The organism is Psychrobacter sp. JB385, assembly GCF_900163785.1.
In the GTDB taxonomy this organism is placed as follows: Bacteria; Pseudomonadota; Gammaproteobacteria; order Pseudomonadales; family Moraxellaceae; genus Psychrobacter.
The window spans coordinates 174,435-200,516 of sequence record NZ_FUKN01000014.1; the positions used below are offsets into that span (position 1 = coordinate 174,435).

Here is a 26,082-nt window from a genome sequence, read left to right on the forward strand (position 1 = left end):
GTCGTTATCCTACCACTGAACCCATTTGGAAAATTGGCAAGTACATCGCAATGACTAGGCCCCCTACTAATACACCCAATACGGCCATAATGAGTGGCTCCATCAAACTGGTTAAGCCATCAACAGCATTGTCGACTTCATTCTCATAATAAACAGCGACCTTATCAAGCATCTCTTCTAGACTTCCTGACTCTTCTCCAATACCAACCATTTGAATGGCCAAGCTTGGAAATAGATTGGTCGAGCGTATCGAAAATTGTAGCTGTTGACCAGTCGATACATCATTTTTAATTTGCTGAATGGCATTGTAAAACACGACATTGTTTGCTGCACCTGCCGTAGAATCTAACGCATCAATAAGCGGCACGCCAGCGGCGAAGGTCGTCGATAGTGTCCGCGCAAAACGGGCAATGACCGCCTGATAAGCAATATTGCCAAATATGGGGGCTTTTAGAGCTGCACGATCCAAAAAATCACGGAATTTTTTTGATCGTTTCTTAGCCTCTGAAAAGCCAATAATAGCGCCACCAATAATAATGATTAAAATAAACCACCAAGATTGCATCCACTCAGACATACCAACCACCATCTGTGTAAATGCTGGCAACTCGGCACCAAAAGATTCAAATAGGCCGGAAAAGACGGGCACTACTTTGATGAGCAAAATCATGGTCACAATAATAGCCACGATAATAACCGCAATCGGATACTTCATGGCCTTTTTGATTTTGGCTTTGAGTAATTCACTTTTTTCTTTATAAGTCGCAACCCGCTCAAGCATAGTCTCAAGTGCACCTGACTGCTCGCCAGACTCAACCAGCGAACAAAAAAGGTCGTCAAAATAGCGCGGATGCTTACGTAAGGCAGAGGCAAAGGTGCCGCCTGCCTCGATATCCGCTTTTATTTGTAGAACTAAGTCTTTCATACTCGGATTGTCTAATGAGTCAGCGACAATTTCAAAAGACTGGGTTAGCGGTACACCAGCTTTCATCATCGTTGCCAGCTGCCTTGCAAAAATAGCAATATCAATGGCTTTGATAGATTTTTTAAAGGTATATAGGGGTTTGGGCTTTTTCTTAATGCCCTTAACGGTAATGCCTTGTTTACGCAAAGTGGCTTTTGCTAGCTCTAAACTACGACTGGTGGTCTCACCTTTTACTTTTTGTCCACGCCGATTCACTCCATCATAGACAAAGTCTAACAGCATGTCGGTCTTAGCTTTTGCCATATTATTACCCTTAAAAATTGTCTGATGAAATGTCAGTAGTAAGGCAGCGCTTAGCTTATACTCTTAATTCTACGTACTTCATTTTAGCGCAAAAAACCAGACCTTATCTGTTTTATTTTTAAGCGCTTAAAGTCATTGTTACTTACTAATGAAGGCTGTACAAGTAACAAACCCAGAATATAAAGGAGGCTACGCATAAGCATGTGAAAATTCTCTCTTATTCAGAAGTGACCCGCATCATTTCTTGAATACTGGTCACCCCTTGTAAAACTTTCAAAACACCTGAGCGGCGCAGGTCTCGAAAACCATTTTTGAGCGCAGCATCTTTGATATCTATGGCATTGCCATCTTCCATAATGATGCGTGAAATATCAGGCGTGACTTTCATGACCTCATAAATACCAACACGCCCTTTATAACCTTCACGGCACTCGTGACAACCTACTGGCTCATAAATGACATTGTCTGGATTGTCTAAGTCGGCATCCTGGAATCCAAGCTCAAGTAAGCTTTGACGCGGGATATTGATAGGCTTCTTACAGTTTTTGCATAGGCGTCGTGCTAGGCGCTGAGCGATAACCAAGTTGACGGAAGTGGCGATATTAAAAGACGCCACACCCATGTTACGCAGACGGGTTAATGTTTCAGGGGCGGAGTTGGTGTGCAAGGTCGAGAGTACCATGTGACCCGTCTGAGCGGCTTTAATGGCAATCTCCGCCGTTTCAAGGTCACGAATCTCCCCAACCATCACAATATCAGGATCTTGGCGCAAAAAGGACTTGAGAGCGTTAGCAAAAGTTAAGCCCACTTTAGGATTGACGTTGACCTGATTGATACCCTCCAAATTGATCTCAACAGGATCTTCCGCAGTTGAGATATTGGTCGCGCCTGTATTTAAGATATTGATACCGGTATATAATGAAACCGTTTTACCAGAACCCGTAGGACCAGTAATCAATAGCATGCCTTGCGGTTTATGTAGCGCCTCTAAGAACATCTCTTTTTGATCGGGCTCATAACCTAAGGCTTCAATGCCTAGCATGGCTGAAGAAGGATCCAAAATACGTAGAACGATTTTTTCACCGAACAGTGTTGGCAAAGAGTTCACACGAAAATCGATGGCTTTACTTTTAGATATCTTAAGTTTGATACGTCCATCTTGTGGCACACGCCGCTCTGAGATGTCCATTTGTGACATGACCTTTAAGCGGGCTGCAATTTTGCCTGCCAGCTGTACGGGCGGACTAGACATCTTCTGCATCACGCCATCGACACGAAAGCGGACACGATACGTCTTCTCATAAGGCTCAAAATGTAAATCAGAGGCGCCCATACGAATGGCATCTACCAGCATCTTATTGACAAACTTGACGACAGGAGCTTCATCTACGCTGTCCGTAAGTTTGACTTCACCCTCTTCTTCATTTTCTTCAAAACCGACATTTAGATCACTGTCAGAAAAACTATCAAAGCTTTGCATGGTATCGGCATAAATTTTTTCGATATGCCTTTTAAGCTTGTCTTCTTCGACGACGATGGTTTCAATAGAAAGCCTAGAGTTAAAGGCAATGGCATCGATCGCATCGACACGGGTTGGATCACTTAACGCAATGAATAAACGTTGTCCGCGCTTAAAAAGGGGTAAAGCATTAAATTTACGAATGATTTTTTCGTCCACCAAGTCTCTTGGAACGACATCTGGATTGAGCGCATCTAAATCGAATAAAGGATCACCAAATGCCTGCGATAGCATCTGAGCAAGGTGCGATGCGTCGGCAAGCTTATTATCTACCAAATACGGCACGAGTCCTATTTGCTGCTGCTGAGATTCGTTTTGCGCCGTTTTCATATTCGTTTCGCTAACGATACCTTCACTGATGAGCTGCTGCGCCAACCCGCCATATTTACTCGTTGTGACAGACATTACGACTTCTCCTTGATACCAAGTACTCAGCATATTTATCCAAGATTTACATACTATTTATAACGTTTAAGGATGCTTTTTCGGAGTGAGCAAACGCTACTTTCACAAAAAGCCTTACTATCCTTAGTATTCATAGTTTGTATTTTTGGTTGTGTACGCCATAAGCATTTCAATGAATTAAGTTTTTGATAATATTGCGTTATTTGTGGCTATTATACTATTAAAGATTGACTTCAGTTTAAAGGCTTTATAGACACTATATAACCCGCCACGCAAAAAAAGTATGACGGGTATCAGATCAGTTCAACAGGCACTTCAAACGCTTGTCCATTTCTGTCGATGGCATACTATAGCACTTGTCAATTATTTGTTATACTGGCGCGCATATTAGCCGAATTGGCATGAATACATGAGACAAGGTAGATGAGTATGCAAGCTTGGGTAATTGGCAACTGGAAACAAAATCCAGCAACGAACCACGATGTGAATGCGCTGTTGAACGACTTACTGACTGTGACCGATGCACAAGCTGATAAGGCACCATCGACCAGTCGTTGCCAATTGATGGTGGCACCAAGCTGTATTCATTTGGCGGCGGTTAGTGCGCGTTTGCAAGGCAGTGCCATACGATGTGCTGCGCAAGATATTAGCCAACATAGTGCAAATACAGGCGCATACACGGGCGATTGTTCAGCGCAGCAAGTAGCAGATGCTGGAGCCACTTGGACAATACTGGGTCACTCTGAGCGCCGTCAATACCACAAAGAATCTCACGAAGCCTTAATTAAAAAACTGACTCATGCCTTTGCCCAAAACCTAGGCGTGGTTTTCTGTATTGGCGAGACCCAGACGCAATATGACGATCAGCAAACCTTAAACGTCATCAGCGATCAGTTGTCAGTGCTCAAAGACGTACTTGCCCAGCAGCCAGAACTTATCTCATCGTTATCTGAGCGCTTGATTGTCGCTTATGAGCCAGTATGGGCCATTGGTACTGGAAAAGTGCCAACGGTAGAAGAAGTCAGCAAAACGCATCAGTATATAAAGCAAACGATTGCCAGTTTTGCCAAAACAGTAGACAACATGACCGTATTGTATGGCGGTAGCGTTAATGCCAGCAATGCTGATAGCTTCGCTGCTGATCCTATGATTGACGGTGCATTGGTTGGTGGTGCTTCTTTAAAAGCTGAGAGTTTTTTAGCCATTGCGGATGCGTTTAGTGCCCGTCATGCATAACACGTTGAACAAGGTTTGGCGTGGATGTGGCTTGTTTGCCTAAACAGTGTCTTTTTCAGTTAAAAAAGTAGGTTTAACAGTGCCCTTGCAATCGTGTACAATGCGCCTTATTTATACAAATGATTTGGGATCAACATATATTGATCGCTATCCCTATTGAAGTTAAGATTTATTTTCCGTTATTAGTCGTCATCACGCGGCAAAAGAGGACACCATGTTTACGTTTATATTAGCCCTGCACATTATCGTGGCTATTGCCATGATCGGCTTGATCTTGATACAGCATGGTAAAGGGGCAGATGCTGGAGCTTCTTTTGGTGCTGGCTCGTCGGGTACCGTATTTGGTGCCGCGGGAACGGCCAACTTTTTGACTCGTGCAACCGCCGTGCTCACCCTCATCTTTTTTATTACCAGTATGACCTTGGCTGTCCATGCTCGTAAGCAGGCAGAAGACCAGTTTCGTTTAGATGCGCCAGTGTCAGCACCGCAAACACCACGTCCGTTGACACAGAATCCTGAGTAAAAGGATTTTAAGCAAGCAGCCCTTGCTATTTTGATACGTTAGATTTACAATGCTTTTCTGTTTTTACAGCTCCTATTCTATCGACGCCTACCTTAAGCGTTATTCATGATAGGTTTGAGATTAAAAACAGAGTGATGAGAAAAATGCGATTGTGGTGGAATTGGTAGACACGCCATCTTGAGGGGGTGGTGGCGCAAGCTGTGGGGGTTCAAGTCCCCCCAATCGCACCAAGTTTTTATGACGCGGCACAGCGTAAGGGTACTTTTGTAATAGTCATTTGGTTCATTTAAATTTATTTTAAAATAATCATTGACACTTCTATAAAACCTCCCTATAATGTGCGTTCTAGATTGATGCGGGGTGGAGCAGTCTGGTAGCTCGTCGGGCTCATAACCCGAAGGTCGTTGGTTCAAATCCAGCCCCCGCTACCACTTTTTATACTGATGTTTTGTACACTAAATTTGTCAGTAACGATTAGCCCACCATTATGTTTGTGGGTTTTTTTGTATCTGATGGTCAGTGTTATCGCGGTATCTATCCTACTTGTGCTAAGCTCTGAGTCTATAGAGTAAAGTACTCTTCGTCACTTACCGCTATTAACGCGATTTTTCTTAAGCGACACTATCTGCTATTCCTTACTCTTTTATCGATAGTATTGCTTTATGAATCATAAAAGCATTGCCTGACTGAGCTTGATGTTTTCTGTGCTCGTCCCTATATAAATGCACAGCATACGAAGATTGTGGCTTAAAATACGGTATCAACTGTGATGTTGACGAGTAAGAAAGACATTAACATTTTAAGATGGTTTCTCAAGTACGATAGATGAGTGAATAGGAAAATACAAAGATATTATGAAGCTTTCGACCAAAGTTGCAGAACTGACCAATATTATTGCTCCAGCAGTAGCCGCTTGTGATGTGGCACTATGGGGTATAGAATTTGCGCCACAAGGCCGCCGTTCTTTATTACGTATTTATATTGAGGCTTTGCCAGAAGAGCAAGCCCAAGATAAACATGTCACGATTGAAGACTGTGCTGCGGTAAACCACCAAGTGAGCGGTATTCTTGAGGTTCATGATCCGATTGCTGGTGAGTACATTTTAGAAGTCTCTTCACCAGGATTTGACCGTGCGTTTTTCTCAGACGAACAAATGCATGCGTATGTTGGTCAGAAGGTTAGCCTACGTCTGATTCAAGCTATCGGCACAGGTGATCAAAAACGTCGTAAAGCGACAGGTACTTTAGATAGTATTGATGCAAACGTTTTGACACTGACATCAAACGATGGTGAGCAGTTCGAGATTGCTTTAAGCAATATTGACAAAGCCAACCTAATTTATGAAGATGCATAATCTATTGAAAGGTTGCATTTAAGGATATCCTTGAATGAACATATAAGTTATATGGTTTATGAGAAATTAAAGCACTATTTTCTAAACACATATCTCTAAGCAAATAATAGCTTGCGGTAAAACCATACTATTGATACACCAATTATAAAATTTAAGTCAATTAAAAAATGATAGGACAGGTATAGCATGAGTCGTGAAATCTTAACGGTAGTAGAAACTGTCAGTAATGAAAAGGGCTTAAATCCTGAAGATATCTTCGAAGCCATAGAAGACGCTTTGGTGGTATCGACCAAGAAAAAAGTCTACACCGAACAGCCAGAAGTGGCTGTACGCGTTGCTATTGACCGTGCAACAGGTGATTATGATACGTATCGTTATTGGACAGTGGTTGCAGATGAAGACCATGAGATGCCTGCTTGTCAGTTAGCTATCAGTGACCTTGACGAAAATGAATGGTCAATTGGTGATGTCAAAGAAGAGCAGATTGAATCGATCGAATTTGGTCGTATTGCTGCCACTCAAGCAAAACAAGTCATCATCCAAAAAATCCGTGAAGCCGAGCGTGCGCTAGTAGCCGATGCTTTTGAACCACGTGTGGGTGAAATGATGTATGGCGAGGTCAAAAAACAGACACGCGATGGTTATATCATTGATTTGGGCGACAATGCAGAAGGCTATTTGTCACGCGATCAGATGTTGTCGCGTGAGCAGCTACGTGCAAAATCTCGTATCAACGCTATCTTATATCACGTAAATCGCGAAAACCGCGGTGCGCAGCTATTACTATCTCGTACGCATCCAGAAATGCTTTCTGCATTGATGCAAAAAGAAGTACCTGAGATTGCAGAACAAATTATCGAAATTCGTCATGTTGCACGCTTGCCGGGCACACGTGCCAAAATCGCAGTAAAAACAAACGATCATCGTATTGATCCAGTTGGTGCCTGTATTGGTATGCGTGGTACGCGTATCCAAGCAGTACAACAAGAGCTTGATGGTGAGCGTATTGACGTTGTCGTTTGGTCAGATGATCCTGCTCAATTTATCATCAGCGCTTTAGAGCCAGCTGACGTTAGCAGCATTATTTTGGATGAAGACACGCAAACAGCTGACATTATTTTTAGCACCAATGATCAGTTGGCACGTGCGATTGGCTCACAAGGTCAGAACGTACGTTTGGCTTCTGAGCTGACAGGCTATAAGCTAAATATGATGCTAGAAGAAGAGTATCAGCAGCGTCAAGAGAATGAATCAAAAGCCTTTATCGAACTTTTCTATGAACGTCTAGAAGTTGATAAAGACTTGGCACAAGCGCTTGTGGATATTGGTTTTACCAGTATTGAAGAAGTGGCTTACGTACCTGTCGAAACTTTTTATGACATTGAAGGGCTAGACGACGACGCGATTGAGATGATTCAAGAGCGTGCGAAAGAAGTGGTCATCGCTGATGAGCTAGTCAAGCAACAAAACATGAAAGAGCCAAGTCAAGAGTTACAAGAACTTGAAGGTATGACTGTCAGTTTGGCCTATAAAATGGCACAAAAAGACATTCTTACTGTTGATGACTTGGCAGAACAAGCCGTCTTCGATCTAGAAGATATCGAAGGTTTAGATTCTGAAACCGCAGGAAAACTCATTATGAAGGCTCGGGAATCTTGGTTCAATGAATAAGCGGTAACTGCATATCGCTGTCTTTTAGTGATATGCTATCGAAATAAAGCGCTGGTATGTAATATAAATACTGGCCTTACCCCAATCATTTGTAGCCAACAACTGAATTGAACATATAGCAAATAATAGACAGTAGGTGATAATAAATGGCAGATAAGACCGTCAAAGAACTGGCAGATATGGTAGGCAAAACGCCAAGCGCTGTACAACAGCAATTGGTAGATGCTGGACTGCCTGCTCGTGCAGAAAGTGACCTAGTCACTGAGCTTGAGCAAGAGAAGTTGGTGACGTATTTAAAGCAAAGTCATGGTCAGCAAGAAAAGCGTCGTATCAGTCTGAAATCTAAGACGACTAGCACTGCGCGTGTGACCGGCTCTTCAGGAAAATCTAAGAGCGTCAATGTTGAAGTGCGTAAAAAGAAAGTATTCGAAAAGCCTGATCCAGAAAAGATGGCTGAAGAATTGGCTGCGCGTGAGCAAGCGATGATTGAATCGCAAGAACGCGCTGCCAAAGAAGCCGAAGAACGTGCGGCTACTAAGAAAAAAGCTGAAGAGCGTCAAGCAGCAACCTTAGCAGCAATGCGTGCAAGTTTGGGTTCTAGCAAAAAGTCAGACGATAAGAATGACGATATCTCGACTTCAGTGGTCGTGAAAAAAGGTGGTAAGGCTACAGTTGAAGTGAAGCCAAAAGAGCAACCTAAGAAAAAAGTGGCTGCCACAAAACCAAAAGTTGAGACAGCCACTGAGCGTAAAGCTCGCGAGGCCCGTGAGAAAGAAGAAGCTCGTCTACGCGAAATCGAGACTGAAACTCGCCGTGTTCAAGCGGAAGAAGCACAGAAACGTACGCTTGAGCAAATGCGTAAAATGGCTGGTCAATATACGGATCGTGAGCCAGTTTCAGAAGTTCGTAAAGATGAACCATTGGCCGAAGGTTTGGTTGGTGATGCACTAGAAGAGTCGTTTGAAAAAGAGCGTCGTGAAATCAAACGTGGTGCTAACAGTACAGGTACTCGTGGACGTCGTCGTAAAAATCAAGATGAGCGTGAGATCAAAAACCGCAAAAACGGTTTGCGTTCAACACAAGCATCACAGCATAAGTTTGAAAAACCAGTCGAAAAAATTGTCTATGATGTTGAGATTAGCGAGCACATTACCGTTGCCGATCTTGCTCAACGCATGGCAGTAAAAGCTCGTGAAGTCACCAAATTACTGATGAAAATGGGTGAAATGGCTCGCGAATCAGATACGATTGATCAAGCCACAGCAAGCTTACTTGTTGAAGAAATGGGTCACAATCCAGTACCTGTTAGCGACACGAAAGTTGAAGACGATTTACAAGATGCCGTTGATGAGCGTAGCAGTAACGTACAAACACGTCCGCCAGTTGTGACTATCATGGGTCACGTTGATCATGGTAAAACGTCATTACTAGATAAAATCCGCGAAACGAAAGTGGCAACGGGTGAAGCGGGTGGTATTACCCAGCATATCGGTGCTTACCACGTGAAAACTGATCGTGGCGTTATTACTTTCCTTGATACCCCAGGTCACGCAGCCTTTAGTGCGATGCGTTCACGTGGTGCTCAGGCAACTGATATCGTTGTATTGGTGGTTGCAGCTGATGATGGCATGATGCCACAAACAGCAGAAGCCATTGATCATGCTCGTGCTGCTGGTACACCAATCATTGTCGCTATCAACAAAATGGATAAGCCAAGTGCTGATCCTGACCGTGTTCTTAATGAGTTGACCACAAAAGAAGTGGTTTCTGAAGAGTGGGGTGGTGACACACCAATGGCTCGTATCTCTGCCAAAACTGGTGAAGGTATCGATGACTTACTAGAATTCATTAGCTTACAAGCTGAGCTGATGGAATTAGAAGCCCCACTAGATGGTGCTGCTCAAGGTGTTGTCATTGAGTCAAGACTTGAAAAAGGTCGTGGTCCAGTGGTCAGTGTCCTTGTTAAGAAAGGCACGCTGAAGCAAGGTGATTTGGTATTAGCGGGTGAGCATTATGGCAAAGTCCGTGCAATGACAGATGAGAATGGTCAACGTATCAAATCTGCAGGCCCTTCTATTCCTGTTGAAATCTTAGGTCTGCCAGAAACGCCAGCAGCTGGTAGCGAATTCCTAGTAGTGACAGATGAGAAGAAAGCACGCGAAGTGGCTGACTTTAGAACCAATCGTGAGCGTGAGCGTCAACTTGAACGTCAAAATGCGATGCGTTTAGAGAGTATGTTTGACCAGATGGGTCAAGGCGATGTGTCTTTCTTAAATATCGTACTGAAAACAGATGTGCGTGGCTCACTTGAAGCATTGCTGTCAGCACTGAATGAGCTGTCAACTGATGAAGTCAAGGTCAGAGTCATCAGCTCAGGCGTGGGTCCCATTTCTGAGTCTGATGTGACATTAGCAGAGTCTAGCGAAGCGGTTCTATTGGGCTTCAACGTTCGTGCAGACGCAACCGCACGCCGTAAAGCAGATTCAGCTAACATGGACATTCGCTACTATAGTGTTATCTATGGCTTGATTGATGATGTTAAGTCAGCAATGAGCGGTATGCTTGCGCCTGAACATCGTGAGAAGATTCTTGGTGTTGCAGATGTTCGTGAAGTCTTCCGTTCTAGTAAGTTTGGTGCTGCCGCTGGTTGTATGGTGGTTGAAGGTACGATCTATCGTAACAAGCCTATCCGCGTATTGCGTGATGACCAAGTTATCTTTACGGGTCAATTACAATCATTGCGTCGTTATAAAGAAGACGTCAATGAAGTACGTACTGGTATGGAATGTGGTCTAGCGGTTCGTGGCTATGACGTCGAAGCGGGTGATAAGATCGAAGTATTTGAAATTCAAGAGTTCGCTCGTACGATCTAAAGCGACGACTTGATAATAGGGTATCTAGCCATACAAAGCGCCATATTGGCCAATGATCTAGATATCTTTTTAACCTCTAGCTGTACTTAGGCCTAACAGGTACACCCTGCTAGGCCTTTTTTAGCAAATAGTTATTATCAATCAATGTATTAAAAAATAAAATAAGCCATATTAGAGACAAGGTAAAAACATGAACCAACGTTTACAACGCTTAGCCGATCAAATTCAGCGTGAGCTTGCTGTGCTTATCCGTGATGAAGTCAACGACCCTCGTTTAACGGGTTTTGTTACTATTTCTAGCGTCAAGGTCAGTCCAGATTTGGGCTACGCTGACATCTATGTCACCATTATGGAGCCTGAGCTTAATGATGCCATGACCAAGACCAATCATGAAGATAGTATTAAAGTATTGAATAAAGCCGCAGGATTTTTGCGTACTGAGCTAAGTCATAGTCTAAAAACGCGCACCACACCGCGTCTGCGTTTTCATTATGATGAAGTCACTGCCCGCGGTAACTACATGATGGATCTGATCAATAAAGCCGTCACTAAGACCGAACAAAATGAGAATGACGAGTAGATAACCCTTATGTCCATACCGATCAAGCAAGCCGATAAAGTCAGAGTCTCTGGAGTTGTCTTAGTAGATAAGCCCCAAGGAATGACCTCTCAGCAAGTCGTGTCAAAGGTGAAGTATCTGTTTAAATCGCCACGTCATGACAGTAAAAAAGCGGGACATACAGGCACGCTTGACCCAATGGCAACGGGTCTATTGCCTATTTGTATGGGCGAGGCGACTAAGTTTAGTCATTATCAGTTGGATGCAGATAAGTCTTATCAAGCCACTGTCTTACTTGGTCGTCAGACCGACACTGGTGACGCTGATGGTCAAGTCATTGAACAATCTCCTATACCAGCATTTGATGATGCGTTACTGGATAAGATTGCTCAGCAATTTTTAGGTGCTCAGCAGCAAATACCACCAATGTATTCTGCTTTGAAGAAAGATGGCAAAAAGTTGTATGAATACGCTCGTGCTGGTGTTGAGGTAGAGCGACCGCCAAGAGACATCGTTATCAAGGCCATTGATATAAAAAAGATTGATGATGAACAGATTCAACTGACGGTAACTTGCACCAAAGGTACTTATGTTCGTGTATTGGGCGAAGATATTGCCAAAGCAATGGGGACGTTGGGGCATCTGACGACGCTGCGACGTACGCAGGTTGGGAAGTTTAGCATTGATGATGCGATTACGTTATCAGCGTTAGAAGACTTGATATTGACTGAGCGAGAAGAACAATTAATGCCAGTGGACGCTTGTATCGATATCGCTGCCACTTTGCTACTAACATCCGAGCAATGTACGCGTATACACATGGGCCAACGATTAAACGTGTCCGATCAGCTTACAGACGGTCTTAAAGAGTATATATCAGAAAAAGTCAATGAGCAGCTTTTGCGAGATAAAGATGAGGATCATAAAGAGCCGCAGATTGAACATGAAATACCCATCGATATCCGTTTGATCAATGAGGAAGGCGAGTTCCTTGGATTGGGAGCGATCAGTCTAAATGGTCGGTTACAACCCAAAAAGCTGATTCAGCGTTGATAATGGCTTTTGATAGCACTTTGAAGTTGAACCGATTTACTAACAGTTTACACTAATCACATATCGTCACATTTCATTGCAGGTTTCGCCTATAGCGAAACCTGTTTTTTTTGTACATTAGTTACATCAGCTAAGGAGAGCGGACAAGAACAATAACGAAGGATGATAATAATAATTAATAGAATAATGAGAAGCATCAGACGTCATTCGGCAATGAATAATAATTAAAACGAGCATTGACTATGAAGATGACTGAAATCGAAGAAGAACTGAAATATAAGAATAAAAAGTATGGATAGCTACAGACAGGACGTTTTTTATAAAAAGAAGAAGTGAAGCTTCCTATATACAATAACTAGAAATAATAGAATAACCAGACAGAGAACTTTTTGACTAACCATTCATCAATAGAAAAAGAAGAGATATTATGAAAACGATTGCCTTTTTGCTCCATAGCAACTTTGAACAAGCAGAATACGAGGACGTTAATAACCAGTTGAAAGACAAAGGTTATAAAACCATTCTCATTACTACCAATAAAGAAAAACAAGTTCAAGCAATGAACCAAGATGTAGATAAAGGCGATACCTTTACTGCGGATATTTTTGCAAGCGAAGCAAATGTAAATGATTATGATGCCTTGGTTCTGCCAGGTGGTACGGTAAACGCTGATACCATTCGTGGCAACGAAGAAGCCCACAAAATTATTAATGCGATTAATGATGCTGGTAAGACACTAGCTGCTATTTGTCATGCACCTTGGGCGCTTATTAATACTGGCATTGCTAAAGGTAAGACGCTTACTGCTTATCAATCCCTCCAAATAGATTTAGAAAATGCGGGTGCCAATTTTGTCGATAAAACAGTACAAGTAGATGGTAACCTGATTACTTCACGTAATCCGGATGATATCGACAATTTTGTCGAGGCGATTGACAAGGCGCTCTCTTAACTCGATATTTTATAACGTATAACATAAAAAACTAACCATGACTAAAACTAAGGATATTCTCATGTCGAACCCTAATCCAAATGATACTGCTCTTGAACAAGAACGTTCTGAATCTGCATCTGCTGCTCTTAAAAGCCAGACTGAAGGTAATCACACAGAAGATTCTGAAGGTGCAGCAGATCGCATTGCTGATAATTTAAATAGTGCAAAAGAAGACAAATAATTAGTCTACTGCCCTATAACTACTAAAGTTATAGGGCAATTTTTATTGAGTTGATAACGGCAGACAGTGCTAAGAGAAGATGGGCCTTTTTTTTTCGAACAACTAATTTTTAATGACTAATACCTAGAAAAAAACCACTGAATAAATGATGTTTATACACATCATCGCTAAAAATGTAAAAGGGATATTTTACTAATAATAATTTAGGAGCCAAAATGAACAATGCACCCAATGAATTAGATGAACAAGAGCAAGAGATTCAACAACTTGCAGCAGATATTGACCCTAGTGAAGAAACCACACCTGACAGTCTAGCAGAAGCCACTACGGCTCCTCTTGCAGACGATGAATTGGGCGATAACGCGACTAAGGATAAGGCTGAAAAATAAGTACATTTATTTGAGCCAAGTGGTTATATGCTTTTGATGTTAGTAAAACTATTATGAAAAACTGCTGCTAGTTCAGCAGTTTTTTGTTATAATTGCCCGCACATTTGAATTGAGTTTTAGATAACGCGTTGTGCTTAATCTCACTGCTTTAGATGGTGAGCTAAGTTTTATATTATTTCGCGTTGATTTACCTTTATTTTAAATGATGGTTACAATAATTGAGCTCGTCGTACACTAGGTCAACTCTAGTAATGCAGGGTTGTCCTGAATGGCGTATGAGTTACTTTATTTATTATTTTACTGTTTTTATGAAGACTCGTTTTGAGTCTGTCTAAAAACTTTTAGCATTGCCGGAGATATTTATGCTAACTAATACCGATCGTGAACAAATCATTGCACAATACCAACGCGGCGAAAACGACACTGGTTCACCAGAAGTTCAAGTAGCTCTATTGAGTGCTCGTATCAACGATTTGCAGAACCATTTCAAAGCGCACAAAGCTGACCATCACAGCCGTCGCGGTCTTATCCGTATGGTTAACACCCGTCGTAAACTGCTTGATTACCTAAAAGGTAAAGATCTTGGTCGCTATACCACCCTTATTAGCCAGTTAGGTCTACGTCGTTAATTTAGCGACAATAGTGCAAGTGGTTGCTGAAATGAAAAGCGCCATCAGATGGTATCTTTTTCCTATTTTTGCTAAACCGCTTAAAACTTACTTGCTGATATTGATACAATAGATTTTTTCTAAAAACGGTGTGGAATAGTTTCACGCCGTTTTTTTATGCGTATTGGATGAGGTTTTGATACGTAGACCATTTGCGCTACTACGACGGTCTGAGATGAGTTTTCGAAGGAAGACAGTAAGAAAAACTTAGATTCACCGTAGCATAAGCAAGCTGATAGGACAGTGACAGGAACGATCAAAAATGAGTCAATGCTCAGTTTTGCAATTCATTGGTCAATGCCCATAAATCCCTGTAAAATAATGTATTGTGAGTTTTAACCCATGACCATTGTTCATACAGCGAGTAGTGATAGTAAGTGGTCAATTAAAGAAAGATAAAGTGAAAATGATACGTGCAAGGGTTTATTGAAACGAAAGAATGCCTTGTGGGTTTGGTTTTTACCATTTGACAGTATTTATAATAATATCGATATCAAATGATAAGAGACAGATGATAGTGCAATGACTATCGTAGATACACAGATAATTAAATCACAGTATAAATTCTAGTTAATACGGCTTTTCATAAAAAGCGTATCAATTAGCGGTTATATACAACGCATTTTAATGACAGATATCAGCTTGTTAATATGCTGATATTACTTTTGTCAGTCAACATTAGGAATATTATATGACAATGTTTAACACCATTAAGCGTGAATTCCAGTATGGCAACCAGCAGGTTGTTATCGAAACGGGTCGTGTGGCACGTCAGGCCAATTCTATTTTGGTACATATGGGCGGCGTGACAGTACTAGTCGCAGCGGTTGTAAAATCAGAGGCTAAAGAAGGTCAAAACTTCTTTCCACTTACTGTAAACTATCAAGAAAAAATGTATGCAGCGGGTAAAATCCCAGGTGCTTATGGCAAACGTGAAGGCCGTGCTAGCGAATTTGAAACGCTCACCTCACGCTTGATTGACCGTCCGATTCGTCCACTATTTCCAGAAGGTTATGTGAACGAAATCCAGATTACAGCTACCGTTGTTTCATCAGATAAAACTCAGTCTGCAGATATCGCTGCATTGATTGGTGCTTCAGCGGCGTTGGCTATCTCTGATGCGCCATTCAACGGCCCTGTTGCCGCTGCGCGTGTTGGTTTCATTAATGGTGAATATGTCCTTAACCCAACACTTGAACAGCTTAAAGAAAGTGATCTTGACTTGGTTGTCGCTGGTACCAAATCTGCGGTATTGATGGTTGAATCTGAAGCAGCAGAGCTGTCTGAAGATCAGATGTTAGGCGCTGTATTGTACGGTCATGAGCAGCAGCAAATCGTCATTGATAATATTGCTTCAATGGCAGAAGAAGTAGGTACGGCTAAGCAGCAGTTCACTGCGCCTGAGCGTGATAAAGCGTTAGAAACCAGCATGAAAGAGCAGTTTGGTGAGCAAGTGGCAGACGCTTATACTATTACTGATAAGCAAGAGCGTTATACCAAACTTGACGACATTAAGCAGTCAGTTATTGATGCGCTTGCTGGTGATGCTGAATCAGAAACCTATGCTGAAACTGTATCTGAGCTAAAAGAAATCTACAACGACCTTAAATACCGTACGGTTCGTGACAATATCTTGTCAGGTAAGCCACGTATTGATGGCCGTGATCTTGAAACCGTTCGCGCTCTTGACGTACAAGTCGGCGTACTACCTTATACGCATGGTTCAGCGCTGTTTACTCGTGGTGAGACGCAGGCATTGGTTACGACCACGCTTGGTAACAGTCGTGACGTCAACATGATTGATTCACTAGGTGGTACGATTCGTGATCATTTCATGTTGCATTACAACTTCCCGCATTTCTCAGTGGGTGAGACAGGTCGCGAAGGTATTCCAAAACGTCGTGAAATCGGTCATGGTCGCTTGGCACGCCGCGGTGTAGAAGCAATGCTACCAGACAGCGAACGCTTCCCATATGTCATCCGTGTGGTGTCAGAGATTACTGAATCAAACGGTTCATCTTCTATGGCGTCTGTTTGCGGTGCGAGTTTAGCGTTGATGGATGCAGGTGTACCATTAAAAGCCCCTGTCGCTGGTATCGCAATGGGTCTGGTTAAAGAAGGCGAGCGTTTTGCCGTCTTATCAGATATCTTAGGTGATGAAGATCATCTTGGCGATATGGACTTTAAAGTGGCTGGTTCTAAAAATGGTATCACTGCACTACAGATGGATATCAAGATTGAAGGCATTACGCCTGACATCATGGAGCAAGCGCTTAAACAAGCCCATGCTGGTCGTATCCATATCTTGGACGCGATGAACAAAGTCTTGCCAGAAAGCCGTACTGAAATCAACGCTCACGCACCAAACTACGCTGTTATCGAAATCAATCCAGATAAGATTCGTGACGTCATCGGTAAAGGTGGCGCAATGATTCGTCAGCTAACTGAAGAGACCGGTGCCGTTATCGATATCGATGATGGTGGTACGATTCGTATCTTTGGTGAAAACAAAGCTGCAACCAAAGCTGCTATTGGTAGAATTGAAGCATTGACGGCAGAAGTTGAAGTCGGCAAAACGTATGAAGGTACGGTTGCTCGTATCGTTGACTTTGGTGCGTTTGTGAATGTGCTGCCAAATACCGATGGTTTGGTTCATATCTCACAAATCGCAGAAGAGCGCGTCGAGAATGTATCAGACTATCTAAAAGAAGGTCAGGTTGTTAAAGTCTTTGTTCAGGACGTTGATAACCGTGGTCGTATTAAGTTAACGATGAAAGGTATCGAGCAAAACTAATTTTTAATCATTAGTTTGGTCTAGCTATAAAAAACCGCTTTGAGATGCTCAAGGCGGTTTTTTTATGCGTTAGAGATATAGTCAATCCAAAGTAAAAGTGGTAAATACGATCATTATGTTCTACTGGTATAAATTTTACTCGCTGGCTGTTCGCAAGCGTGACAGATGCTTCGTAAAATTTATACCAGTAGAACTGAGCTCTAATGGGTTTATATGGTAATATTTTTAGGAAGATGAATATCGATACGTAGTTTGGGTAAATCTTGCAGCTGCTGAATTAACAAAGGCAAAGTATCATGGTGCCAATCTAAAGGCAGTATATTCACTGAGCCTGACGAATCAATCTTATGGTCTCGCGGGTTATCATACACGAGTGGGCGGGCAAGTAGCGCAACTCTGCGTATGCCTTGGTAACGAATCAGCGGTAGAAGCTGCTGTTGTAAATCTAGCAAAGCCGCACTGAGCCAGCGCAGTCGAGCTGAATGATAGGGGTGGTCAGATATGACCAAGTTGGCAATATAGCTTGGCTGATTACCACTACTGCTAGCACCCAAACCTGTTTGCTCAAGTGCGCGCTTAATCAACAAGCAGCTACCAACCTGTAGATTACCATCACGACAGGCTTGGTAGTAAGAGTGATAATTATCAGAAAATAAGGTTTTGGTTCGTGACAGCACGGGATCTAAAAGAATGCCTGCTGTGTTCACTGGTAAGATAAGTAGCTGTGCGCTGCTATTTAAAATAGGGGCATGCGTTAGTTGTATGTTCGCCATTGTTAGCCTTTAGCCCCTCGGTAAATACAGTGATGTTATTCTACAGCTGTCTCATTCGCTTCAAGCTCGGCAATTTGTTGTTCTAACAGCGCGATTTGTTCTGCTTTCATATCAGTCAGTTTTTTGTTCATGGCCAATTGTTCGGCTGCCAGTTTTTCCTGCTCAGCCATACGTTGACGTTCGTCTTCTAAGCGATCAATTTCTTCTTTGGCCAGACTATTTGTTTCTGGTAGGGGTGCATCTAAGATAGCTTTAGGATTTGGCGTTTCAACACGCTTATCGTCGTTTGCACTGGTGTTTTCATTAGTGACAATGCTGTCAGGGAGCACAGTGTCAGGCTTGTCAGTTACGACGTCTGGAGTTGAAGCCGATTGAGCGGCCTCAGTTTGCTCATTTATCGTAGGCGGTTGACTGACAGGTAAAACCATTTCTGGCTCGGGTTTTATCCAAAGTAAGTAACCAATAGCCATGAGTATCACCGCAACAATAAGTACTACCCAAACTCGTCGGCCTGCTTGCGCAGTTTTTGCTTTAGAAGACTTGGTCGATACAGGGCGCATTTTTTTACGGTTCATATTATGATCAATTGATGGCAAGAATATAAGTAGACCTACTATAGCAAACTCAAAATAAAAAGCCTATCTATTGATAGATAGGCTTAAGTCAGTATTAAATAGTGAATTGTTTAGGCGGTAGTCTAGAAACAACACTGGATAACTAGGGTTTGAACTTTACGGTACCACTGGTACCTGTTGTCATGGCATCGCGAGCAAGCTGATCCTCAAGGTTGTTTTTGGCGCTGATGGCATCAGGGTCAGGGCGATGTTCCGAATGTCCGCACTTTGTGCATTCGATGTATTCATCTGGCGCTGGCGTGACGATATTCACTTGCACGACAGCATCCATTGCCTGACATTTGGGGCAGCGCACGCCTGCCAAAAATCGACGCTTTGGACGTGATGATTGATAGCGCATTTAAATCACCTCGCGCGTCGTTTGAGCATTGGCAGCATCAGGACTTTTTGTATCGGTAAAACCGTTATGGCGTAGCAATGCATCTATGCTCGCACTACGGCCACGGAAGTTTTCGAAATTGGTTTTGGCTGGGAAACTGCCTCCAACAGACAAGATCGACTCACGAAAAGCTTTACCCGTTGCTGGGTTAAAAATACCGTCTTCTTCAAACTTACTAAAAGCGTCCGCCGAAAGCAGCTCAGCCCATTTATACGAGTAATAACCAGCGGCATAGCCACCTGCGAATATATGACTGAAGCCATTGGCAAAACGGTTATAATCAGGGGTTTGCATGATAGCGATATCGCTTCGCACAGCATTCAAAGTGGCGAGAATACCCTCATAATCGAGTGCGGGCGTGTGTGCATGAATCAATAAATCAAACAGCGCAAACTCAATCTGGCGCAGCGTTTGTAGGCCGCTTTGGAAGTTTTTGACGGCCAATAGTGCATCAAGTTTGTCTTTAGGCAATGGCTCGCCAGTGTCGACATGACTGCTAATAAGTGCAATGCCTTCAGCATCCCACGCCCAGTTTTCCATAAATTGACTGGGCAGCTCAACTGCGTCCCATTCTACGCCATTGACCCCTGCGACATCACCGACCGTCACTTGGGTCAACAAATGATGCAAACCATGACCGAACTCATGGAATAAGGTCAGCACTTCGTCATGGGTCAATAAGCTTGGTTTGCCATCCAGTGCGGGCGTAAAGTTACCCACCATAAAGCAAACAGGCAGCTGCTGATGTGCTTTCGCTTCATAACTATAACGCGCTTGGAAACCATTCATCCACGCGCCGCCGCGCTTACCACTGCGCGAAAATAAGTCAAAGTAAAACCCGCCAATCAAGCGATCATCAGCGTCAAACAGCTGATAAAAGCGTACATCATCGTGCCAGCGTGATACAGAATGGCCACCTGCACCCTCATAGCTTTGCTCTTTTACTGTAATACCGTATAGACGTTCAACGATAGCAAACAAACCGCTAGTCACTTTTGGCAATGGGAAGTAAGGACGAATCTCTTCTTGCGACAAGCTAAATTCACTTTGCTTTACTTTTTCAGCGATATAGGCGCTATCCCAAGGTTGTAATTCATCAATACCATAATCCTGCGCACATCTCTGTAACTGTGCTAAATCTTTCTGCGCGGCTGGGGTCGCTTGGGCTGCCAAGTCACGTAAGAATGTCTCTACTTCCAAGACACTGTCTGCCATCTTAGTCGATAGAGATACTTCAGCATAATTATCAAAGCCTAATAACTTGGCCTTTTGCTCACGCAAGGTGAGAATTTGGCTCATGATGTCGGCATTGTTTAATGACTCACCTTTAGCATTGGTATGCTCGTCAAACTCAGAGGCGCGGGTAACATAGGCTCGGTATAGCGTCTCACGTAGACCGCGGTCATCTGCATGAGTCATCACCGCCAGATAGACAGGGATATTTAAGCTGGCAACATAATAAGGTGTTGGTAATGCTGCCGCTTCTTCTTGCGTCAGTGTGCCGCTGGCAAGCAGTTTTGCTTTGTGCTGCTCGCCTGCATCTGCCAGTAGCGCCAGACCACTTTCTGTCAATCCTACCAATTGTTCATCATTGAGCACCAAAGCATACGCTTGAGTCGCATCTAACACATGATCAGAAAACGTTGCCGATAGCGTTGAAAGCTTACTTTGAATAGCAGCGAATTGCGCCTGCTTGTCTGTTGGCAAAGCGACTCCTGATAACTCGAAGCTCTGTAGCGCAAGCTCAATAGCGCGCGCACGTGCAGGATCAAGTGTCGCAAAAAATGCCGTGTCGTTTACGATCGTTTGATAATGACTGAATAAAGGCTGATGCTGCCCAACCCGCGTACCATAAGCGGATAGAGTGGGCAGTAGCTCATGATGGACATGACGTATTTCATCCGTACTCGTCACGCCATTGAGATGCGATAAGATTCCCCAGCTACGATCTAGCGCTAGATTGATATGGTCAAATGCCATGACATCCATCAATGCTTGTTCGGCGCTGATATCAGCATGATGAGTTTCTGACGTCGCTGTCATATCATCCAAAAAAGCATTGGCCTTATCAATGGCACTCATGACTTCGTCACGTAATGTATTTGGTGCGACATTGGCAAAATCAATGAGATGTAAGTCTGTAAAAGTAGCGTTCATAAAGGTATCCGATATCAATGAGTGAAGTATAAAAGGATCAAATGGATGTCATAAATAGTTGTGTACTGCCGTCATTATGGACGGCATAGAGTCGTTCTGACTTTTTATATAGGTTATACAAAAGATGGGTTCGTTTACCAAAAATGCAACCTAGCGACCTATATAGTTGATTGACTCTGATAGTTAATTGACTTTAAAAACAGGCAAAAGAAAATCGTTCCAAACAGAGAGAGTAGTCTTTTAACAATACTGAGCGTTCTACTTACAAAGCATCATCATTTGCTTGCAAATTCACCCTATAGTGGTTCATAGCCAGCTGTTAGCATCAAGGCAATGGAATAAAAAATAATGATTAAAACTGATAAAAGCGTTCAATAACCTAAATCCTAATACGAATGGTGATATTAAGAAAAGTGCTCATAGTAGGATTAGGCAATCAGTACAAAATGCTTAATAAATGAAAATAACCGTCGAACATAAATGATAATAAAACAAGGAGTCATACATGAAAGCCACTCTTAAAAGTTTACGTCAAACCAAAGCCGACCCTGCGGTCAGTATCTTTGTAAAAACGCATCGTGCACACCCTGCTAACGATCAGGATCCTATTGCCTTGAAAAACCAGCTAAAAGTAGCTGAGGATCGCTTAACCAATGAGTATGATAAGCGCACCGCCACCACGATTTTAGACAATATTCATGCGAAAACGAGCGAGCTGAATCACAACTATAATCTGGATACCCTAGCGATATTTGCTAGCACAGACGACGTACAGATCATTCGTATGCCAATTGACACGCAAGAGCGTGTGGTTATCTCCAACCGTTTTGCTACTCGTGACTTGGTTCGTGATATGGCAAGTGCCGTTCATTACTATACAGTCGTACTAACGCGTGATAATGCGCGTCTGATTGAAGCGTCTAATGATCGTGTTGTCAAAGAATTCGATAAAGATGATAACGCACAGAACAACATGGAAAATATCCCGTTCCCTGTTGAAAACAACGGCTTGTATACCACAGGTGATGCTGGTTCAGATCGTTCAGCAAACAATGAAAGCAGTTATTTAAAAGAATTCTTTAACCAAGTCGATAAAAGTGTGCAAGAGCTGTGGGGAGAGCATAAGATGCCACTGGTCGTCGTGGGTGATGCAAAAAATATTGCTTACTATAAAGAGGTCTGTGATCGTCCAGACAATATTATTGCCACTGTTTCAAACGCGACTCACTTAGATGACGGTAGCGCTCAGCACATTGTCGATAGTGTACAAGAAGCAGTAGAAAAATATCGCACCTCGCTGCATCAAGCGGCCTTAGGTGAAATTGATAAAGCACGTGGCGCTAATATGTTGCAAACGGACTTGCAAGAAGTGTATCGCAGTGCTTTTCAAGGGGCAGGCGAGACCCTTTATGTGCGTCGCGGTTATATCCAATCAGCTAAAATTGATGAAAAAGCGCAAACGTTGAGCGTAACCAATGATCCAGCTGCTGAAGGTGTGACTGATGATGCTATCGGTGAAGTCATAGAGCATGTGATTCATAATGGCGGTAAAGCCGTATTTATGCCACAGGATATCATGGGCGAAGATCAGCCGATTGCTTTGGTGACTCGTTATTAATTTGGTAAAACTGATTTTATAAAACTGTCGATTTATATTATTGGCAGATTTAGAAGCCAGTGGTACAAGCGCTATCTTTTAAAAGCATTGGCTTAATATAAGCCAATGCTTTTTTTATGAATGCTCTCATATTTTTTATCTCTAAAACGGTATCTTTTTTATATAAATTAGCAGCACTGGTGCTTACAAGAAGGTTAGTGCTTTCTTATGGTAGATTATTATTTTGCCACAAGTAAAAATTCCTGAAGCCTTTATTTTTCAATGTATACAGAGAGTTGCAAAACTGTTTTTGCTTATAAATAAAGCGCCGTTTGTCGCTGGTGTTTTTAGTAGTAACTTCTGTTTTCAATGAAGGATAAGCAATAAACGGATAGCAGAAAGTTTTGTCTGGCATATGGAGTTCACCATTGTTGATACACAGTGGTTGAGTATTGCTTCGATTAATTATGAAAAATGAGCCATGAAAATAGGTGTCATCGGTCAGAGTCGCTTAGCAATACTACAACGCGTTATCGCTGATTAACTACTGCTGATGAATCAGACTGCTGTTATACTCGGTAGCGTATTCATCTGCTTATCGACCTTTTTATGACGACTGAATTTATGACTACTCCCTCTTTTGTTTTGACCAGCTATAATATTCACAAAGGCATGTCACCGCTAAATCGCCAAGTAAAATTACAGGGTATCGCCAAAGCACTTGAGATCATTGGCTCCGATGTGCTGTGTTTGCAAGAAGTGCAAGGCCAAAACCTCAAGCGTAATATGCAATATAACGAATATCCTGACCAATCGCAGCACGAATGGTTTGGTGAGTATTTGCAGCTGCAAAACAGCTATGGCAAAAATTCTGAATATGACAATGGTCATCATGGCAATGCGGTACTCAGTCGCTTTCCTTTAGACCCAAAACATAACGTCAATATCACGGTCAATAAGCTTGAGCAGCGCGGTGTATTGCATTGTGAAGTGCAGCCAGTCGGGTGGGAGACGCCTGTGGTAGTACTGTGCGCTCATTTAAATCTGCTGGAACGAGATCGTATCAAACAGTATCAGGCAATTAGCGATTATGTGCGCAATGAGATTGCCCATGACCAACCGCTTATCTTGGCAGGGGATTTTAATGACTGGAAAAAAATGTCCTGTGACAAGCTCGCCACAAGTTTAGGGATGACCGAGGCTTTTAAGCATTGCCATGGCAAACTGTCAGCCACCTTCCCAGCCAAACTGCCTGTGCTCAGCTTGGATCGAATCTATACCCGTAATCTGGGTGTCAAAGATGCGTGGGTACATACTGGCAAACCTTGGTCAACATTATCAGATCATCTACCAATTAGTGCAGAGCTGGTATTATTGTGATAGGGTGCTAAAGCAATCAAAATTGAGCTGTAGTGCAAAAATAAAATAATAGCAACTTATAAGGATATAGAACGATGTCTAACCATCCGTTACCAACCAGCCAACATGCCGTGCTGATACGTGAATTTGGCGAACCAGAAGTCATGAAATATCAGGACGGCGTTGCCATTCCTGAGTTACAAGACAATCAAGTATTGGTCAAAATTGCTTATGCTGGTATCAATCCAGTTGATTACAAAACCCGCCAAGGAAAAGGCTGGGGTGCCGATAATATTCGTAAAGAAAAATTCGACAATGATCAGCCCGCTATTTTAGGGTTTGACATGGCAGGGCAAGTGGTCAAAAGCAATAGCGATCAGTTTAGTAAAGGTGAGCAAGTGGCTGCACTGTCATTCAATGGCGGCTGCTATGCGGAGTATGTGGTTATTGATGCCAAGCTGTTGGCAAAAGTACCAACTTCGGTCACGCTAGAGCAAGCAGGAGCGTTGCCTTGTATCGGACAAACGGCTCTGCAATTTGTAGAGTTTGCCGATATCAAAGCTGGCGAGCATGTGGTCATCAATGCACCCGCAGGCGGTGTTGGACACTTGCTGATTCAGCTATTGATGGACAAAATTGCTCAGGATAATATCAAGGTCACTGTCATTTGCTCATCAGAAAAGTACGCCAAGCTTGAGCAAATAATCGACACCAGCAAGCTGACAGGTTGGATTGATTATACCAAAGATGACGCATTCCCTGACTTGCAAGCTGACATGCTATTGGATTTGGTTGGCGATGAAGCAGGAGTTCGCGCCTTGAGTGTACTTCGATCTGGTGCGCGAGTGAACGTATTACCGACGATCTGGGTCGATAAGCTCAAAGAAGCGGGCCAGCAGAAAAACTTAGCCGTGGCAGGTTATAAAGCCCAGCGTAGTGGAGAAGACATGGCGCGCGTTTTACAGCTGGTTGCGGATGGCAAATTGACCTTAATCATTCAGCAAGTGTATCCGTTGTCAGAAGTGGTTACGGCCCATCATGCGCTACAACAAGGCGATGCGTTTGGTAAAATAGTTCTGAAAGTTGATTAGACATTATGCATGCGTCGAAACGTCAAACTAATACGTCCCGTTGAAACCTTTTTGGTCTTAGTGATGGTGTGTTTCCAAAATGTTTGCGTATCACCATGCATGACAACTAGCTGACCAGACTCAAGACAAAGCGCCACTTTGTCTTGAGTTTTTTTATGTTTAAAAACAAACTTACGCGTGGCTCCTAACGACAGTGAGGCGATGATTGGCTGATCACCCAATTCTTTTTCGTCGTCAGCATGATAGCCCATACCGTCAGTACCTGATGGATAGTAGTTGAGTAGGCACGAGTTAAAATCTGCCGTAATGCCTATATTACTCAGTAACCGCTCAATATGCTGTTTCACGTGGAACACTGTGTCTGACCAAGGAATGGCTTGTCGTCCGTGTCCTGAATAATGATAACTGATATCTTCTGTACCCATCCAAACAATCTGACGCGTTGTAACATGGGTTTTGCCAAACAGCGTCACAATATCAGATTGCCAAGGTAGCGCTGTTGATAAGGCATCATAAAGCGTACGAGCATCATCAATGACGATACCTAAGTCATTGACTTGGCCGTCATAGGGCAATAAGTTGTCTGTGGGCGCAGGCGCGAAGAGGTCGGTCATGGTTATGCCTATTCATCGTGGTAATAATG

General features: G+C 42.9%; 22 protein-coding genes and 2 tRNA genes. 17 read left to right on the forward strand and 7 right to left on the reverse strand.

The window, feature by feature from the left end; translation table 11 throughout:
- Positions 1-4: 4 nt before the first annotated feature.
- Positions 5-1,228, reverse strand: coding sequence for a type II secretion system F family protein (locus CZ794_RS11875; RefSeq protein ID WP_087041820.1), 1,224 nt, complete (start codon positions 1,226-1,228; stop codon positions 5-7).
- 217 nt (positions 1,229-1,445) lie between these two features.
- Entirely contained in the window at positions 1,446-3,152 is a 1,707-nt protein-coding gene (pilB, locus tag CZ794_RS11880; RefSeq protein WP_087041821.1) for a type IV-A pilus assembly ATPase PilB, read from the reverse strand.
- Positions 3,153-3,581: 429 nt separating this feature from the next.
- On the opposite strand from pilB, the gene tpiA reads away from it, so the two are divergent.
- The 14 genes from tpiA to pnp all read left to right on the forward strand — a co-directional run bounded on the left by tpiA (position 3,582) and on the right by pnp (position 17,448).
- The gene (gene tpiA / locus CZ794_RS11885; protein WP_087041822.1) at positions 3,582-4,388 is read left to right on the forward strand and encodes a triose-phosphate isomerase; all 807 of its coding nucleotides are present in this window, start codon (positions 3,582-3,584) and stop codon (positions 4,386-4,388) included.
- 214 nt (positions 4,389-4,602) lie between these two features.
- Entirely contained in the window at positions 4,603-4,911 is a 309-nt protein-coding gene (gene secG, locus CZ794_RS11890; RefSeq protein WP_087041823.1) for a preprotein translocase subunit SecG, read from the forward strand.
- Between the two features lie 145 nt (positions 4,912-5,056).
- Positions 5,057-5,141: transfer RNA gene (locus tag CZ794_RS11895), tRNA-Leu, on the forward strand.
- 124 nt (positions 5,142-5,265) lie between these two features.
- Positions 5,266-5,342, forward strand: a tRNA-Met gene (locus CZ794_RS11900).
- Between the two features lie 423 nt (positions 5,343-5,765).
- Positions 5,766-6,266, forward strand: coding sequence for a ribosome maturation factor RimP (gene rimP, locus CZ794_RS11905; RefSeq protein WP_087041824.1), 501 nt, complete (start codon positions 5,766-5,768; stop codon positions 6,264-6,266).
- Positions 6,267-6,452: 186 nt separating this feature from the next.
- Positions 6,453-7,937 carry a transcription termination factor NusA gene (gene nusA / locus CZ794_RS11910; RefSeq protein ID WP_087041825.1) on the forward strand — a complete coding sequence of 495 codons (1,485 nt, stop codon included), beginning with the start codon at positions 6,453-6,455 and terminating at the stop codon, positions 7,935-7,937.
- A gap of 146 nt (positions 7,938-8,083) precedes the next feature.
- Positions 8,084-10,810, forward strand: coding sequence for a translation initiation factor IF-2 (gene infB / locus CZ794_RS11915; RefSeq protein WP_087041826.1), 2,727 nt, complete (start codon positions 8,084-8,086; stop codon positions 10,808-10,810).
- Positions 10,811-11,000: 190 nt separating this feature from the next.
- A complete protein-coding gene (locus CZ794_RS11920) occupies positions 11,001-11,390 on the forward strand; it encodes a ribosome-binding factor A (RefSeq protein ID WP_087041827.1) in 390 nt (129 codons plus the stop codon).
- 9 nt (positions 11,391-11,399) lie between these two features.
- Positions 11,400-12,422, forward strand: coding sequence for a tRNA pseudouridine(55) synthase TruB (gene truB / locus CZ794_RS11925; protein ID WP_087041828.1), 1,023 nt, complete (start codon positions 11,400-11,402; stop codon positions 12,420-12,422).
- Positions 12,423-12,849: 427 nt separating this feature from the next.
- Positions 12,850-13,374, forward strand: a complete 525-nt coding sequence (locus tag CZ794_RS11930; protein ID WP_087041829.1) for a type 1 glutamine amidotransferase domain-containing protein — start codon at positions 12,850-12,852, stop codon at positions 13,372-13,374.
- Between the two features lie 61 nt (positions 13,375-13,435).
- Positions 13,436-13,597 (forward strand): hypothetical protein, encoded by a 162-nt coding sequence (locus CZ794_RS14095; RefSeq protein WP_179207308.1) that lies wholly within the window; start codon positions 13,436-13,438, stop codon positions 13,595-13,597.
- A gap of 215 nt (positions 13,598-13,812) precedes the next feature.
- A complete protein-coding gene (locus tag CZ794_RS14100; protein WP_179207309.1) occupies positions 13,813-13,986 on the forward strand; it encodes a hypothetical protein in 174 nt (57 codons plus the stop codon).
- A 362-nt stretch (positions 13,987-14,348) separates the two neighbouring features.
- Positions 14,349-14,615 carry a 30S ribosomal protein S15 gene (gene rpsO, locus CZ794_RS11935; RefSeq protein WP_045443035.1) on the forward strand — a complete coding sequence of 89 codons (267 nt, stop codon included), beginning with the start codon at positions 14,349-14,351 and terminating at the stop codon, positions 14,613-14,615.
- A 730-nt stretch (positions 14,616-15,345) separates the two neighbouring features.
- On the forward strand, positions 15,346-17,448 hold the full coding sequence (gene pnp / locus CZ794_RS11940; protein WP_087041830.1) for a polyribonucleotide nucleotidyltransferase: 2,103 nt from the start codon (positions 15,346-15,348) through the stop codon (positions 17,446-17,448).
- 209 nt (positions 17,449-17,657) lie between these two features.
- Here the strand turns inward: pnp and CZ794_RS11945 are convergent, their stop codons facing one another.
- The 4 genes from CZ794_RS11945 to CZ794_RS11960 form a co-directional block, all read right to left on the reverse strand.
- On the reverse strand, positions 17,658-18,221 hold the full coding sequence (locus tag CZ794_RS11945) for a hypothetical protein (protein ID WP_087041831.1): 564 nt from the start codon (positions 18,219-18,221) through the stop codon (positions 17,658-17,660).
- Between the two features lie 35 nt (positions 18,222-18,256).
- The gene (locus CZ794_RS11950) at positions 18,257-18,796 is read right to left on the reverse strand and encodes a hypothetical protein (protein WP_087041832.1); all 540 of its coding nucleotides are present in this window, start codon (positions 18,794-18,796) and stop codon (positions 18,257-18,259) included.
- Between the two features lie 142 nt (positions 18,797-18,938).
- Positions 18,939-19,196 (reverse strand): YheV family putative metal-binding protein, encoded by a 258-nt coding sequence (locus CZ794_RS11955; RefSeq protein WP_087041833.1) that lies wholly within the window; start codon positions 19,194-19,196, stop codon positions 18,939-18,941.
- Positions 19,197-21,392, reverse strand: a complete 2,196-nt coding sequence (locus CZ794_RS11960; protein ID WP_087041834.1) for a M3 family metallopeptidase — start codon at positions 21,390-21,392, stop codon at positions 19,197-19,199. It lies immediately after the preceding gene.
- A gap of 505 nt (positions 21,393-21,897) precedes the next feature.
- On the opposite strand from CZ794_RS11960, the gene CZ794_RS11965 reads away from it, so the two are divergent.
- From CZ794_RS11965 to CZ794_RS11975, 3 genes are all read left to right on the forward strand, one after another.
- Complete coding sequence (locus CZ794_RS11965) at positions 21,898-23,010, forward strand: hypothetical protein (protein ID WP_087041835.1); 1,113 nt, start codon at positions 21,898-21,900, stop codon at positions 23,008-23,010.
- Between the two features lie 603 nt (positions 23,011-23,613).
- Positions 23,614-24,369, forward strand: coding sequence for an endonuclease/exonuclease/phosphatase family protein (locus CZ794_RS11970; protein ID WP_062845779.1), 756 nt, complete (start codon positions 23,614-23,616; stop codon positions 24,367-24,369).
- Positions 24,370-24,443: 74 nt separating this feature from the next.
- Positions 24,444-25,439 carry an NADP-dependent oxidoreductase gene (locus CZ794_RS11975; protein ID WP_087041836.1) on the forward strand — a complete coding sequence of 332 codons (996 nt, stop codon included), beginning with the start codon at positions 24,444-24,446 and terminating at the stop codon, positions 25,437-25,439.
- Here the strand turns inward: CZ794_RS11975 and CZ794_RS11980 are convergent.
- The gene (locus CZ794_RS11980; RefSeq protein WP_087041837.1) at positions 25,436-26,053 is read right to left on the reverse strand and encodes an alpha-ketoglutarate-dependent dioxygenase AlkB; all 618 of its coding nucleotides are present in this window, start codon (positions 26,051-26,053) and stop codon (positions 25,436-25,438) included. The two genes, CZ794_RS11975 and CZ794_RS11980, sit on opposite strands and share 4 nt — an antisense overlap.
- Positions 26,054-26,082: the final 29 nt, after the last annotated feature.